Raw genomic sequence first — 15,719 nt, 5'->3', positions numbered from 1 at the left:
GCGCCGCTGCTCGTCATCGTGCCGTTCGGGCCGCTGCTTTCCTGGAAGCGCGGCGATCTGCTCGGCGCCCTGCAGCGGCTCTATCTTGTCGCTGCTCTCGCCTTCGCCGCCGCCGTCATCCTGTTCTACATCGAGCATGGCGGGCCGGTGCTCTCCGTGCTCGGGCTGGCGGCCGGGCTGTTCCTGATCCTCGGCGCCATTGCCGATCTCTGGTATCGCGCCGGCATCGGCAAGGTCGCCGGAAGCATCGCCTGGCGCCGGCTGACCGGCCTGCCGCGTTCGGCCTTCGGCACCGCGCTTGCCCATGCCGGGCTCGGCGTCAGCGTGCTCGGCATCGTCGCCGTCACCACCTTCCAGAGCGAACATGTCGTCGAGATGAAACCGGGCCAGGTGGTCGAGGCCGGCGGCTACAGCCTTGAGTTCGACGGCATGCGGCCGGCGAGGGGACCGAACTATAGCGAGGAGCGCGGCCACTTCACCATCCGGCGCGCCGGGGTTGCGGTCGCCGACACCTGGTCGGCCAAGCGCCTCTATACCGCCCGGCAGATGCCGACGACGGAGGCCGGCATCCTGACTTTCGGTCTCAGCCAGCTCTATGTTTCCTTGGGCGATGCCACCACCGACGGCGGCATCGTCGTGCGCATCTGGTGGAAGCCGTTCATCCTGTGCATCTGGGGCGGCGCCCTGATCATGGCCGCCGGCGGTCTCGTCTCGCTCTCCGACCGCCGCCTGCGCGTCGGCGCCCCGCGCCGCAAGGCTAAGGCGAAGCCGGTGGCTCCCGCGATGGAGCCGGCGGAATGACGGGCTCACGACCTCCCTCATTCCTGTGCTCGTCACAGGAATCCAGCGCGCCCAAGTCCTTGGGCGCAGGAGACTCGTTGAGTGGCGGTATGGATTCATTCACGGCGCCGACGCGCCGTGGCTGGATTCCTGTGACATCCCTCGGGCGAAGCCCTGAGGACACAGGAATGAGGGGAGGAGAGGTTCGGCGCATCTCGCAGAGGTCGCCTTTTCTCTCCCGTCTCCTCGTCATCCTGTTCATCCTCTTCGCACCCCTGTCCGCCTTCGCCGTCAATCCCGACGAAGTTCTAACCGATCCCGCACTCGAGGCGCGCGCCCGCACTCTTTCGGCTGAACTGCGCTGCATGGTCTGCCAGAACCAGTCGATCGACGATTCCAATGCCGAGCTGGCGAAAGATCTGCGCCTGCTCGTGCGCGAGCGCATCAAGGACGGTGACAGCGACGAGGAAGTGCTGGACTACATCGTCTCGCGCTACGGCGAATTCGTGCTGCTGAAGCCGCGGTTCAATCCGAAGACAGTGCTGCTCTGGGGCGCGCCGGTGCTGCTGGTGCTCGCCGGCGGGCTGTCACTGCTGGTCTTTGCGCGCCGGAGGGCCGGCAAGCCGACGGGAAGCAAGCTGACGGCGGAAGAACAGGCGAGGCTGAACGAGCTTCTAAAGAAATAACAACCCGTCGAGCCGGGATGAATATTTCCGCATCCTTTGGACACCCCAGGGAAACGCCGGGCGCAGTAACCGCCAGAAACATTCCAAACATTACCAATTTTTCATTGGCCGGACAGTTCGCAGTAAGGTGCGCTATCCTATATCTTGATGCATCGACTGATCCGGCCTTGCCGGTCTGAAGGTTTAAGAACAAGAGAAGGTGCACCAATGCTGAAGAATTTCAACGGACGTCCGTCCCTCGCCACTGTGCTCAAGGCTTCTACCGTTGCCGGTATCGCAGCCGCTGTGCTCGCAACCGGCGTTCCGCTCGAAATCACTCGGTCTTATGCCGAAGCCGTCAAGGTTCAGGCGCCCGCCGTTCCGAGCTTCGCCAATGTCGTCGATGCCGTTTCGCCCGCCGTCGTATCCGTTCGCGTCGAAAACCGCGTCAATCCCGTCGCCGACAACAATGACGGCTTCTCCTTCGATTTCAATGGCCGCGGCTTTGACGACCTGCCTGATGATCACCCGCTGAAGCGCTTCTTCCGCCAGTTCGGCCAGGATCCGAACGACCAGCAGGGCGGCCATCAGCGGCGCTTCGGCCAGAACGGCCCCGGTGGCCCGGGCGGCCCGAATGGTCCCGGCAAGGGCCGTCTGCGTCCGGTCGCTCAGGGCTCCGGCTTCTTCATCTCCGAGGACGGCTACATCGTCACCAACAACCACGTCGTTTCCGACGGGCAGGCCTTCGTCGCCGTCATGAACGACGGCACCGAACTCGATGCCAAGCTGATCGGCCGGGATCCGCGCACCGACCTCGCCGTGCTGAAGGTCGACGGCAAGGGCAAGAAGTTCACCTACGTCAACTGGGCCGACGACAACAATGTCCGCGTCGGCGACTGGGTCGTCGCCGTCGGCAATCCCTTCGGTCTCGGCGGCACGGTCACGGCCGGCATCGTCTCGGCCCGCGGCCGCGATATCGGTTCCGGCCCCTATGATGATTACCTGCAGGTGGATGCGGCCGTGAACCGCGGCAACTCAGGCGGTCCGACCTTCAACCTCAGCGGCGAAGTCGTCGGCATCAACACCGCGATTTTCTCGCCGTCCGGCGGCAGCGTCGGCATCGCCTTCGCCATTCCCGCCTCGACCGCCAGGGATGTCGTCGCCGATCTGATGAAGGACGGCCAGGTTTCGCGCGGCTGGCTCGGTGTCCAGATCCAGCCGGTGACCAAGGATATCGCCGAATCCATCGGCCTTTCCGAGCCGAGCGGCGCCCTCGTCGTCGCCCCGCAGGCCGGATCGCCGGGCGACAAAGCCGGCATGAAGGCCGGCGACGTCGTCACCGCCCTGAACGGTGAAACGATCAAGGATGCGCGTGACCTCAGCCGCCGCATCGGCGCGATGCAGCCTGGCAGCAAGGTCGAGCTTTCGGTCTGGCGCGCCGGCAAAGCGCAGTCCCTGACCGTCGAACTCGGCACGCTGCCGGCCGACCAGAAGGATGCGTCCGCCGATGACAACACCCAGCCGCAGCAGCCCGAGGCGCCGGCGTCTGAAAAGGCGCTCGCCGATCTCGGCCTGACGGTCGGTCCCTCCGATGACGGCAAGGGCCTGGCGATCACCGGCATCGACCCGGACTCCGACGCCGCCGACAAGGGCATCAAGGAAGGCGAGAAGATCACCTCGGTCAACAACCAGGAAGTCTCCACCCCTGCCGATGTCGTCAAGGTGCTGAACCAGGCCAAGAAGGACGGCCGTACCCGGGCGCTCTTCCAGATTCAGTCGGGCGAAGGAAGCCGTTTCGTCGCTCTGCCGATCAACGGCCAGGGCTGATCCCCGAAAACCGGGAGCCGTGCGGAGCAAACTCCGCACGGCTCGATTGTTCTGATTTTTGAAGGATGATCGCGATGAGCGCCGCTCCGCAGCCAGATGCTTTGAGCCTTGCCGAAACGCAGCCGGTGGGTAATGTCGGCCGCATGAAGATTCTCATCATCGAAGATGATCTCGAAGCCGCGGCCTACCTCACGAAAGCCTTTCGCGAGGCGGGCATTGTCGCCGACCACGCCAGCGACGGCGAGAGCGGCCTGTTCATGGGATCGGAAAATACCTATGACGTCATCGTCATCGACCGCATGCTGCCGCGCCGCGACGGTCTTTCCGTTATCAGCGAGCTGCGCCGCAAGGGCATCCATACGCCGGTGCTCATCCTCTCCGCGCTCGGCCAGGTCGATGACCGGGTGACCGGCCTTCGCGCCGGCGGCGACGATTACCTGCCGAAGCCTTATGCCTTCAGCGAATTGCTGGCGCGTGTCGAGGTGCTCGGCCGCCGCAAGGGCACGCCGGAGCAGGACGTCGTCTATCGCGTCGGTGATCTCGAACTCGACCGCCTCTCCCACGAGGTGCGCCGCGGCGGCAAGGAAATCCCCCTGCAGCCGCGTGAGTTCCGCCTGCTCGAATATCTGATGAAGAATGCCGGCCAGGTGGTGACCCGCACCATGCTGCTCGAAAACGTCTGGGACTACCACTTCGACCCGCAGACCAACGTCATCGACGTCCATGTCTCGCGCCTGCGCTCGAAGATCGAGAAGGACTTCAGCCAGCCGCTCCTGAAAACCATCCGGGGCGCGGGGTATATGATCAAGGACGAGGGATGAGCCGCTTCAGGGTTCTCTTCAAGTCCACCCCAGTCCGCCTTTCGGCACTCTACATCCTGCTTTTCGCCATCTGCGCCGCGACCCTCGTCTTCTATGTGACGGCGATGTCGGAACGGCTGCTGACCGGCCAGATCCGCGATGCCGTCAAGCAGGAGGTGGAGCAGGTGCAGCGCGCCTATGACACCGGCGGCATGAACCTTCTGCTGCGCACGATGGAGCGGCGCGCCCGCCAGCCGGGCGCCAATCTCTATATCATCGCCGGCCCCTCGGGCGATATTCTCGCCGGCAATGTCGCCTCGGTGCAGCCGGGTGTTTTCGAGGAGGTCGGCTGGACCTCCGCCCCCTTCGCCTATCAGCGCTATACCGACGGCGGCGGTGTCGAGCGCCGCCATCGGGCGATCGCCAATATCTTCGTGCTCGACAACGGCTTGCGGATCCTGATCGGCCGCGACCTCGGCGATCCCGAACGTTTCCGCCTGCTGGTGCGTCAGGCGTTGATGGTGGCGCTGGCGATCATGGGGCTCGGCGCGATCATCATCTGGTTCGCCATTGGCCGCAATGCGCTGAAGCGCATCGACCGCATGTCGGATGCGAGCAAGAAGATCATGGCCGGCGACCTGTCGCAGCGTCTGCCGGTCGGCGGCTCCGGCGATGAGTTCGACCGGCTTTCGATGTCATTGAATACCATGCTGGAGCGCATCGAGAAGCTGAATGAAGGCCTGCGGCAGGTCTCCGACAACATCGCCCACGATCTCAAGACGCCGCTGACGCGGCTGCGCAACAAGGCGGCCGATGCGCTCGACATGAGCGATGTCGATGCGCGGCGCGTCGCCCTCGAAGGCATCATTTCCGAATCCGACCAACTGATCCGCACCTTCAACGCGCTGCTGATGATCTCCCGCGTCGAGGCAGGCTCGGTCGCCGCCGAGATGTCGCCGGTCGAGCTGTCGGCCATCGTTTCCGACAGCGCCGAGCTTTACGAACCGGCGGCGGAAGAGGCCGGGCTTGGCTTGAGCGCCAGCGTCGAACCCGGGATCGAGGTGCAGGGAAATCGCGAGCTGATCGGCCAGGCGATCTTCAATCTGCTCGACAATGCCATCAAATATTCCTCCGATACGGAAGGGGCGGGCGAGGTGTCGCTGAAGCTTGCCCGCCGCCCGGACGGCGTCTGCCTGTCGGTGGCCGACCACGGGCCGGGCGTACCGGCCGATCGGCGCGACGACGTGGTGAAGCGCTTCGTCCGCCTCGACGAAAGCCGCTCGAAACCGGGCACAGGGCTCGGACTTTCGCTGGTGGAGGCGGTGATGGAACTGCACAACGGCCGGCTGGAACTCTCCGACACCAATCCCGACAAGCCGGAACAGCGCGGACTGACCGTCAGCATGATCTTCCCGGCCAAGGCTGCCTGAGCGGCCCGTGCGCAAACACGATCGGTTGAATCGCGTATTGGCGGTTTGGCGCCGAGACCCTAGTTTAATCCCGATCGAGGAGGCGGGCCGTGATTCTGGCGCCCGTTTCCTCCGCTCCAAAGCCAGGGAGAGCCTATGCTGACGAAATCGACGCATGGCCTCAAGGACGTCGCCGAAGGGCTGCTGCGTCCATTGAGCCAGACGGAGTTGAAGCTGGCGCTGAGCGACCTTCAGCAGGCCGGCAAAAGCGAGCCGTCGGTCGCTGCGATGCTGAAGAGCGAAGGGCCACTGCGCGATTTCATCTCCGCCGTGCTGACGCTCTCGCCCTACCTGCGCGAAATCGTCAATCTCGACCCGGCCATTCTCGCCGGCGCCATCACGCAACCACTGGAGCCGCAGATCGAAGCGCTGATCGCCGAGGCGCGGGACTGCTGGCGGCCGGACGGGGAAGGGGTCGCGCCGGCGGAATCGGCGGTGATGAGCAGACTGCGCATCATCAAGCGCAAGGCCGCCTTCCTCGTCGCACTCGCCGATCTCTCGCGCATCGTCGATGGCCGGGCCACGACCGCCTGGCTGAGCGAGCTCGCCGAAGCCTCTGTCGCCGCTGCAATCGACCATCTGCTGCTCTCCGCGCATGAGAGCGGAAAGGTCAGGCTGCGGGATCCGGCGAAGCCGAGCGAGGGCTCGGGGCTGATCGTGCTCGGCATGGGCAAACTCGGCGCGTGCGAGCTCAACTATTCCTCCGATATCGACCTCGTCGTCTTCTTCGACGAACAGGCCGGCATCGTGCCCGACCCCGATGACGCCATCGAGGTGTTCCCGAGGATGATGCGCCGGCTGGTGCGCATCCTGCAGGAGCGCACGGCGGATGGTTACGTCTTCCGCAGCGATTTGCGATTGCGGCCCGATCCCGGTTCGACGCCGCTGGCAATTCCCGTCGACGCGGCGATGATCTATTACGAGGGCAGGGGCCAGAATTGGGAGCGGGCGGCCTTCATCAAGGCGCGCGCCGTGGCCGGCGACCTCGTGGCCGGCGGCGAGTTTTTGCGCGGGCTGTCGCCTTTCGTCTTCCGCAAATATCTCGATTACGCGGCGATCGCCGATATCCATTCGATCAAGCGGCAGATCCACGCGCATAAGGGTCACGGCGCCATCGCGGTCAAGGGCCATAATGTCAAGCTCGGGCGCGGCGGCATCCGTGAAATCGAATTCTTCGTCCAGACGCAGCAGCTGATCGCCGGCGGCCGCATGCCGGCGTTGCGCGGCCGGTCGACGGAGGAGACGCTCGGCGAGCTCACCAAGGCGAAATGGATCGATGTGCAGACGCGCGACGAACTGACGGAGGCCTACTGGTTCCTGCGTGACGTCGAGCATCGCATCCAGATGGTGCGCGACGAGCAGACCCACCTTCTGCCGGAGACCGACGCCGACCTCAAGCGCATCGCCTTCATGATGGGCTTTTCCGACACGCCGAGTTTTTCCGAACGGCTGGTCGGCGTGCTGAAGACGGTGGAGCGGCGGTATGCCCGCCTCTTCGAGCAGGAGAGCAGGCTTTCCGCCGAAACCGGAAACCTCGTCTTCACCGGCCAGGGCGATGACCCTGATACGCTCAAGACCTTGAAGAAGCTCGGTTTCACCAGGCCGTCCGACATTTCCCGCATCATCCGCACCTGGCATTACGGCCGCTACCGCGCGACGCAATCGGTGGAGGCGCGTGAGAGACTGACGGAGCTGGCGCCGGAGCTCCTGCGCGTCTTCGGCGAAAGCAAGCGCGCCGACGAGGCGCTGCTGCGTTTCGACAGTTTCATCTCCGGCCTTCCCGCCGGCATTCAGCTCTTCTCGCTGCTCGGCAGCAATCCGGCGCTCCTGTCGCTGATCGTCAACATCATGTCCTCAGCACCCCGGCTGGCCGAGGTGATCGCCGCCAAGCCGCATGTCTTCGACGGCATGCTCGATCCAGGCCTGATGGCTGAGCTGCCAACGCGCGACTATCTCGGCGAACGCCTGAAGGGCTCACTCGTCCAGGCGCGCCATTATGAGGAGGTGCTCGACCGGCTGCGCATCTTCGCCGCCGAACAGCGCTTCCTGATCGGCATCCGCCTGCTCACCGGCGCCATCAACGGGGCAATGGCCGCTCGCGCCTTCACCCATCTCGCCGATCTCGTCATCGCAGCCGCGCTCGACGCCGTGATCGGCGAAATGCGGGCGGCACACGGCAACTATCCCGGCGGGCGCATCGCCATATCAGGCATGGGCAAGCTCGGCAGCTTCGAGCTGACAGCGGGTTCCGATATCGATCTGATCCTGCTCTATGATTATGACGACGCCGCCTCCGAATCCGACGGGCCGAAGCCGCTCGACGCGACGCGCTACTTCACCCGCATCACCCAGAGGCTGATCGCCGCCTTGTCGGCGCCGACCGCCGAAGGCGTGCTCTATGAGGTCGACATGCGGCTGCGTCCCTCCGGCAACAAGGGGCCGGTCGCCACCCGCATCAATGCCTTCGGCAAGTATCAGCGCGAGGAGGCCTGGACCTGGGAGCATATGGCGCTCAGCCGCGCCCGGCTGATCTCTGGCGATGACAGCCTGATCGCCGAAGCGGAGCATATCATCCGCGAGGTGCTGTCGGCCGGTCGCGACATCGCCAAGGTGGCGCATGACGTCGCCGAGATGCGCGAACTGATCGAAACGGAAAAGCCGCCTTCCGGCCCGTGGGACCTGAAGCTGATCCCCGGCGGCGTCGTCGATCTCGAATTCATCGCCCAGTATCTGGCGCTGATCGCTCCCACCAAAGGCGTCGGCATCCCCGTCAATGGACTGAGCACCGGCGAGGCCCTGAAGCTGCTCGGCGACCGGCTGCTGGCCGCGGACGATCTCGCCACCTGTCTCGAAGCCTTCGCACTCTATACCAGCCTGTCGCAATTGATTCGTCTCTGCATCGACGGTGAGTTCGATCCGAACGACGCCCCTGCCGGCCTCATCGAACTCGTCTGCCGTGCCGGCGACTGCCCCGATATCAGGACGCTGGAGGGGGAAGTGAAACGGCTCTCGAAGGCGGTTCGGAAGATTTTTCTGTCTCTAGTGAAGAGCTGATGGGCATCGACCTTCGATCGAAATCCTATCCATTCTTGGAGCTCTTATCCATTTTGCGCAACCAACTCTTCGCCGTCCCCGGAAATGTAGGAGTTTGTTTAGCTTCACAGATTTTTAATCGGCGCGACGCAATCCCTCACTGGTTTGGTCAAGATTATCCCGCTTTAGTTGCATATAAACAGGTATACGATGAAAAATATTGAAGAGCAGATCAAGCCTTGGAGCGATGCACAAAAGCGGGTGGGAACCGAAGTTAGGGATCTTGTTCAAAAAAATCTGCGCCACGTCCTGACTTGCGCATATCGCTCGGTCGATCCGAATTTCAAAGAGCTTTCCGAAGCACTGTTTCAACAGGAACTGCGCAAGTTCAACCGTATCGCTACCGGCGATCTCTCCGAGCAATATTTTACCGAACAGGCGGCGATTGCCCAAAATATTGCGCAGATGGTCGAATATCCCGCTTACCTGTCGGGCTACGCAATTTATGCAGCGGAACTCGTGATTACGCTCGTCGAAGCATCAAAATGGAAAACTGCCGCCAAACGCCGGGAACTCCTTCGCAGCCTTTTGAATTCGATCTTTGTTGATGTTTCCGTTGCGATGCATCATTTCTTTGCGGAAATTTCCGCAACGGCGGAAAGAGAGCGCAACGAATTCGATCGCCGGCTCAAGGAAAGCGAAGCCGAAGCCGACCGCGTCTCCATGGCCAACCTCAGCGACGCGCTCACCGCGCTTGCCAACCGAGATCTGAGTTATCGGATCGAGGCTGAGTTTCCCGCAAAGAGCGAGGCCGCCAAGACCAACTTCAATGGTGCGACCGAAGCTTTGCTGGATGCCATGCTGCGCATCAGCGCGACAGCCGAAGCAATTCGCACCGGCACCGAGGAAATTGCCACGGCATCGGATGATCTCTCCCAGCGCACGGAGCGGCAGGCGAGTTCGCTTGAAAAGACGGCGGCCGCCGTTGAGGAAATCACCACGACCGTCCAACGCACTTCGCAGGATGCAAAGCGGGCGAACGAGGTCGCATCCGGCGCCAAAGCCGATGTCGATCGATCCGGCGAAATCATGAGTCAGGCCGAACAGGCCATGAGTGAAATCGCCAGAAGCTCAGGGGAAATCAATCAGATCATCGCAGTTATCGATGAAATTGCTTTCCAGACCAATTTGCTGGCGCTCAATGCCGGCGTCGAAGCGGCGCGTGCCGGCGATGCGGGAAAAGGCTTCGCGGTTGTCGCGTCCGAAGTGCGTGCACTCGCACAGCGTTCGGCGGAAGCCGCCAAGGAAATTCGCGGCCTTATCGCGGCAAGTTCGCAGCAGGTGAAGCGCGGGGTCGAGCTGGTGGAAAGTACCAGCCAGACGCTCGGAACCATTGTCAGCAAGGTCAACGAGATTGACGGTTTGATAGGCGCAATCGCCACCTCCGCGCAGGAACAGGCTGCCGGCCTGACCGAGGTCAACGCGGCAATCGTGCAAATGGATCAGGTTACGCAGCAGAATTCGGCGATGGTCGAAGAAACAACAACCGCGGCGTCCGATCTTCGAGCCAAGACGCGGCACCTCGCCGACCTGGTGAATAACTTCAAACTTGCCGCCGACCCCGTTCGTTCACGGTCCATCATTCGCGGTAACATCGCCGCTTGATGCTACGATATGCCCTGCAGCGCTGCGCTCCGTTTCAGGGGCGCAGCGGGCGCTATATCACGTCGAATTCCTGCGCAGCGAGATCACGGTCCGCATAGCTTCGCGGAGCGGATCTTCATGCGGCCGCCGTGCAGCGAGGGTCAGCGAGCTGTCACCGACCAGCAAATCATAGACGATCGTCACGATCCTGTGGCGTCGGAATAATCCGCGGCTGGCCATCATCATCCGGCGTTACAATGACCGCCTTAGTCGAAATTAAACGTCGTCCGGAATGCGCAGCGAGATCACCGTGCCCACCGCTTCGCGCGAGCGGATCTTCATGCGGCCGCCATGCAGCGCGGTCAGCGAGCGCGAGATGGCAAGCCCGAGGCCGGAGCCGCCCTTGCTCTTGGCGTATTGGCTCTGCACCTGTTCGAACGGCTGGCCGATCTTCGACAGCGCCGAGCGCGGGATGCCGATGCCGGTATCGGCGATGGTGACGGTGACGGCGCCGTCGACGCGCCGTGTGCGCACCGCGATGCGGCCGCCATTGTCGGTGAACTTGACCGCATTGGAGAGCAGGTTGAGCAGCACCTGTTTCATCGCCCGGCGGTCGGCCGTCAGCGTCAGGCCGGAGGAGATGCGCTGGTCGATGACGATGTTCTTTTCGGCCGCCGGAATGGCGGTGAAGCGCAGGCTTTCCTCGATCAGCGGCACGAGGTCGATGCGCTCGCAATGCAGCCTGAGATGGCCGGCCTCGATCTTCGACATGTCGAGGATATCGTTGATGACGTTGAGCAGATGTTTGCCGCTGTCATGGATATCACGGGCATATTCGTCGTATTTCAGCGAGCCGAGCGGTCCGAACATCTGGTTCTGCAGGATTTCCGAAAAGCCGAGAATGGCGTTCAGCGGCGTGCGCAGCTCATGCGACATGTTGGCGAGGAATTCCGACTTCGCCTTGTTGGCGGCCTCGGCGCGTTCCTTCTCCGCCTGGTAGTTGGCGTTGGCGGTCGAAAGCTCGGCCTTCTGGATCTCCAGCGTCTGGCGCGAGGCCGAAAGATCGCCGATCGTCGCCATCAGCCGGCGTTCGGATTCGCGCAGCCGCTCCTGATGGCGTTTCATCAGCGTGATGTCGGTTCCGACCGACACCCTGCCGCCGTCGCGGGTGCGCCGCTCGTTGATCTGCAGCCAGCGCTCGTCGGCCAGCTGCACCTCCGTCGTGCGCGAATAGCCGGAGCCGTCGGCATCGGCGATCCGCCGCTCGATGACCGGGCGGGCGGCGGCGGCATTGACGATCGAGCGTTCGGTGCCGGGCACCAGCACGCTGTCCGGCAGCCCGTAAGCCTGCTGGAAATGCGTGTTGCACATGACCAGCCGGTCGTTCTTGTCCCAGAGCACGAAGGCTTCCGAGGTGCATTCGATGGCGTCGGCCAAGCGCTGATCGGCTTCCGCATAGCGCTGGGCGAGCCGGTGCTGTTCGGTCACGTCCATGGCGATGCCGATCAGGTGCATGCGGCCGGAATTGCTGCGGATCACCTGGGCGCGCGCCCGCATCCAGACATAGTGGCCGCCGGCATGGCGCATGCGGAAGATCTGATCGACCTGGCCGGAATGGCCCTTGGCGATGGCGCGGGCGATCTCGTAGAGCCCGCCGTCATCGGGATGCATCAGCCGCGCGGCTTCGCCGAAGCCCATCGTCTTGTCGGACCCCGGCAGGCCGAGCATGTCGTACATCGAGCGCGACCAGAAGAATTCGCGGTTCTCGAAATCGAAGTCCCAAAGGCCGCAGCGGCCGCGCGACAGCGCCGTCTCGACGCGCAGGTTCGATTCCAGGAAAATGTCGTCGGCGTCGCGGGCCCGCTTCACCTGCGTGTAATAGGCATAGAGGATGACGAGCAGGATCGAGGAGATGCCGGCAAACAGCGTCACGTTGAGCGCCAGCTGCTCGCGCCAGAGCCGGCCGACCTCCTCGAGCGAGGTGGCGGCGACGACGTAGCCGCCGGCATTGCCCATCAGCGTGATCTCGGCATAGTGCGGCACGCCGCCGATCGTCGTTTCGATGACGCCGGCCCGATCGCCGAAACGCCGGATCGCCGAGACTTCCGGGAAGAAATCGCCGACATTGCTGCCGACATGCGAAAGCCCGGCGGTCGTTGCGGCAAAAACCTTGCCGCTGGCTTGCACCAGCAGCACGAAAGCGCCGTTGTCCAGCCGGTCCTGCGGCAGGTACCTGGCAAGCCGGGCCTGTGCCTCGGTGATATCGCCGCTGTCAAAAATGTCGGCCGCATCGGCAAATACGGCCGAGGCCGTTGCCGCCGAAAGCGCGGTGGCATGGCGGGCGGAAGCCTCCAGCCGGCTGTATTCGCTCATCATGCCGAAGAAATGCGAGGCGGCGACGACGGAGAGGAAGGCGATGATCAGCGCCGGAATGGCGCGCTTCAAGATCAGCTCCGCCTTCGGCAGATGACGCAGGAGCGGCTCCGATGTCGAGTGACCGGATAGGCTGTCTCGCCAGGCTTTCAGCCCGTCAAAATCGACACGCAGCCGTCCTCCGGCCACGGTTGCCCGCCGCACGTCCATCATCTCTTCGCCTGTCCCTCGTGTGATTCGCGCGCCGCTCGCTCGAACCTGACCTAGAGAATCATGGGTGATTCGCCTTGTCCAGAGGCAAAGGTAAAAATCCGTTAACTATTTATATTTTCGTATTTTTCGGGCGATTCGAATCGCCGGGCGAGGCGGCCGCCGCGTGGTGCGCGACGGCCGGACCAAGCAAAATCACCCTTTAAGCGTGCGCTCGACGATATCGCGCACGTCGGTGGAAAGGTCGGGCGCCCGCTCGATCTCGATCAGCGCAGAGCGGGCGTGATCGGCGCGTACCGGCTCCAGCGAGCGCCAGGAACGCATCGAGGTGAGAATGCGGGCTGCAAGCTGTGGGTTGCGGCCGTCGATCTCGAGAATCTGACCGGCGAGGAAGCGATAGCCTTCGCCGTCGGCCCGGCCGAAACCGGTCGGGTTGGCAAAGGCGAAGGTTCCGACCAGCGCCCGCATCCGGTTCGGGTTGGTCCGCTTGAAAAGCGGGTTCTCCATCAGGCCGCGCACGCGGTCCAGCGCCTTGGCGCCCGGAATGCCGGCCTGGATCGTGAACCATTTGTCGATGACGAGTGCGTTTTCGGCAAAGCGATCGCGGAAGGCGGCCAGCGCCTCGCTTGCCTCCGCACTGTCGGGGAAACGATGGGCGAGGATCGTCAGCGCATGGCTGAGGTCGGTCATGTTGTCGGCTGCGTCGAAGGCTGCCTTGGCGCGCGCAGGTGTCTGTTCGGCGTGCGAGAGATAGGTCAGCGCGCTATTGCGCAGCGCCCGCAGGCCGGCGCTCTTGGCATCGGGGCTGAAGCCGCCGGATGTCGCCATCGCCGCGTAGAGGCCGGCAAAGACATCCTTTCCGGCGTCGGCGATCTGTTTGAGGATCGCCTGCCGGCCGGCATGGATGGCGTCGGGATCGTTGTTGCCGCCGAGTTCGCGGGCAATATCGGATTCGCTCGGCAGCGCCAGCGCCTGGGCGCGGAAGGCCGGCTCGAGGCTTTCGTCGGCGGCCGCCGCAATCAGCGTCTCGACGAAGGTCGGCTCGCAGACGACCGGCTTGCCCTCGCGCGCGTCGCGGGCAGCCTTGAGAAGGTTCGGCAGCGCCAGATCGGTCAGCGCCTGCCAGCGGGCGAAATGATCGGTCTCATGACGGGCGAGATGGGCGAGGTCTGCCGGGCTTTGATCGAAATGCAGGTTGATCGGCGCCGAGAAGCTGCGGTTGATCGAAACGACCGGGCGCGAGCCGATGCCATGAAACACTGCCGTCTGCGTGCGGCCGGTCAGGTGCAGCACCTCGCCGGCATATTCGGCGCCGTCGACCGAGCTCGGCGCGATCTTGCCGCCGTTTTCGCCGAAGAGCGCCAGGCTGAGCGGGATATGCATCGGTTCCTTGCTCGACTGGCCGGGTGTCGCAGGCGTCATCTGTTCGAGCGACAGAGTGAAGCTGCCGGCCGCCGGATCATAGCTGCCCGATGCGGTGACGAGCGGTGTCCCGGCCTGATGGTACCAGAGCGAGAATTGCGTGAGGTCGCGGCCGCTCGCATCCTCGAAGCATTTGACGAAATCCTCGATCGTCACCGCCTGGCCGTCATGGCGGTCGAAATAGAGGTCCATGCCCTTCTTGAAGCCGTCTCTGCCGAGCAGCGTCGCGATCATCCGCGTGACTTCGCTGCCCTTCTCGTAGACGGTCCTCGTGTAGAAATTGTTGATCTCGCGATATGTCGTCGGCCGCACCGCATGGGCGAGCGGGCCGCCATCCTCCGGAAACTGCTCGGACTTCAGATGGCGCACATCGGCGATGCGCTTGACCGGGCGCGAGCGCTGGTCGGAGGAAAATTCCTGGTCGCGATAGACCGTCAGGCCTTCCTTAAGGCACAGCTGGAACCAGTCGCGGCAGGTGATGCGGTTGCCGGTCCAGTTGTGGAAATATTCGTGCGCGATGACCGCTTCGATATTGGCGTAGTCGGCATCGGTCGCGCTCTCGGGATCGGCAAGGACGTATCTGTCGTTGAAGACGTTGAGGCCCTTGTTCTCCATCGCCCCCATGTTGAAGTCGGAGACGGCGACGATCATGAAGATGTCGAGATCATATTCGCGCCCGAACCTCTCTTCGTCCCATGCCATCGAGCGCTTCAGCGCATCCATGGCGTAGGCAGCGCGCGGCTCCTTGCCGTGCTCGACATAGATCTTCAGCACCACGTCGCGGCCCGACATGGTGGTGAAGGTGTCTTCGACGACGCCGAGATCGCCGGCAACGAGGGCAAAGAGATAGCTCGGCTTCGGATGCGGGTCGAACCAGGCGGCGAAATGCTTGCCGGGGCCATAGCCGGCGCCGCCGAGGAAGTTGCCGTTCGACAGGAGCAGCGGATTGGCCTCCTTGTCGGCGATGATGTTGACGGTGAACGGCGCAAGCACGTCGGGCCGGTCGGGGAAATAGGTGATGCGGCGGAAGCCCTCCGCCTCGCACTGCGTGCAATAGATGCCGCCGGTGCGATAGAGGCCCATCAGCTGGGTATTGGCCTCGGGGTTGATGATCGTGGTGATCGTCAGCTCGAAGGGGGCGCTCTCCGGCAGGTCGCGCACGGTCAGGCTTTCCGGCGTCGCATCATAACGCGAAGGGTCGAGCTCCACCTGGTCGAACAGCAGCCCCGCCAGCGTCAGCTCGTCGCCGTCGAGCACGATCGGCGCGGTAATGTCGGCGCCCGGGCGACGGTGAAAGATCAGACGGGCTTCGACCTTTGTCTCCGTCGGATCGAGTTCGAAGGTCAGGTCCACGCGTTCCAGCACGAAGTCGGTGGGACGGTAATCTGCCAGATGAATGACCTGGCCGGTATCTGTTCGCATGGTGTTTCCTGAAGACCGTTATTTGACAACCGCGGATACAGAGGCGGGCGCACTCTGCGAGAATTTGCCGGGCA

9 protein-coding genes are annotated in these 15,719 nt (G+C 63.5%); 7 read left to right on the top strand and 2 right to left on the bottom strand.

Annotated features, from left to right (window positions below; translation table 11 throughout):
• The 7 genes from CO671_RS31705 to CO671_RS31670 form a co-directional block, all read left to right on the top strand.
• Positions 1 to 801 (top strand): cytochrome c-type biogenesis CcmF C-terminal domain-containing protein (locus tag CO671_RS31705; protein ID WP_280953358.1); only part of this gene is annotated, 801 nt, incomplete at its 5' end.
• A gap of 167 nt (positions 802 to 968) precedes the next feature.
• Entirely contained in the window at positions 969 to 1,466 is a 498-nt protein-coding gene (locus CO671_RS31695; RefSeq protein ID WP_097609051.1) for a cytochrome c-type biogenesis protein, read from the top strand.
• Positions 1,467 to 1,673: 207 nt separating this feature from the next.
• The gene (locus tag CO671_RS31690; protein ID WP_097609050.1) at positions 1,674 to 3,272 is read left to right on the top strand and encodes a Do family serine endopeptidase; all 1,599 of its coding nucleotides are present in this window, start codon (positions 1,674 to 1,676) and stop codon (positions 3,270 to 3,272) included.
• 74 nt (positions 3,273 to 3,346) lie between these two features.
• Complete coding sequence (locus tag CO671_RS31685) at positions 3,347 to 4,093, top strand: response regulator transcription factor (RefSeq protein WP_097666250.1); 747 nt, start codon at positions 3,347 to 3,349, stop codon at positions 4,091 to 4,093.
• Positions 4,090 to 5,502 (top strand): HAMP domain-containing sensor histidine kinase, encoded by a 1,413-nt coding sequence (locus CO671_RS31680; RefSeq protein WP_097609049.1) that lies wholly within the window; start codon positions 4,090 to 4,092, stop codon positions 5,500 to 5,502. Before CO671_RS31685 ends, CO671_RS31680 begins: the two co-directional genes overlap by 4 nt.
• Before the next feature lie 135 nt (positions 5,503 to 5,637).
• Positions 5,638 to 8,595 carry a bifunctional [glutamine synthetase] adenylyltransferase/[glutamine synthetase]-adenylyl-L-tyrosine phosphorylase gene (locus CO671_RS31675; RefSeq protein ID WP_097609048.1) on the top strand — a complete coding sequence of 986 codons (2,958 nt, stop codon included), beginning with the start codon at positions 5,638 to 5,640 and terminating at the stop codon, positions 8,593 to 8,595.
• 189 nt (positions 8,596 to 8,784) lie between these two features.
• Positions 8,785 to 10,239, top strand: coding sequence for a methyl-accepting chemotaxis protein (locus CO671_RS31670; RefSeq protein WP_210201927.1), 1,455 nt, complete (start codon positions 8,785 to 8,787; stop codon positions 10,237 to 10,239).
• A gap of 255 nt (positions 10,240 to 10,494) precedes the next feature.
• On the opposite strand, the gene CO671_RS31665 is transcribed toward CO671_RS31670, so the two are convergent.
• Positions 10,495 to 12,804 carry a PAS domain-containing sensor histidine kinase gene (locus CO671_RS31665; RefSeq protein WP_097609047.1) on the bottom strand — a complete coding sequence of 770 codons (2,310 nt, stop codon included), beginning with the start codon at positions 12,802 to 12,804 and terminating at the stop codon, positions 10,495 to 10,497.
• Between the two features lie 192 nt (positions 12,805 to 12,996).
• On the bottom strand, positions 12,997 to 15,645 hold the full coding sequence (pepN, locus tag CO671_RS31660) for an aminopeptidase N (protein WP_097609046.1): 2,649 nt from the start codon (positions 15,643 to 15,645) through the stop codon (positions 12,997 to 12,999).
• Between the last annotated feature and the right edge of the window lie 74 nt (positions 15,646 to 15,719).

Source organism: Rhizobium sp. M10 (assembly GCF_002531955.1).
In the GTDB taxonomy this organism is placed as follows: Bacteria; Pseudomonadota; Alphaproteobacteria; order Rhizobiales; family Rhizobiaceae; genus Rhizobium; species Rhizobium etli_C.
Note: the sequence above shows the minus strand (reverse complement) of the source record. Positions and strands in the feature narration are given on the sequence as shown.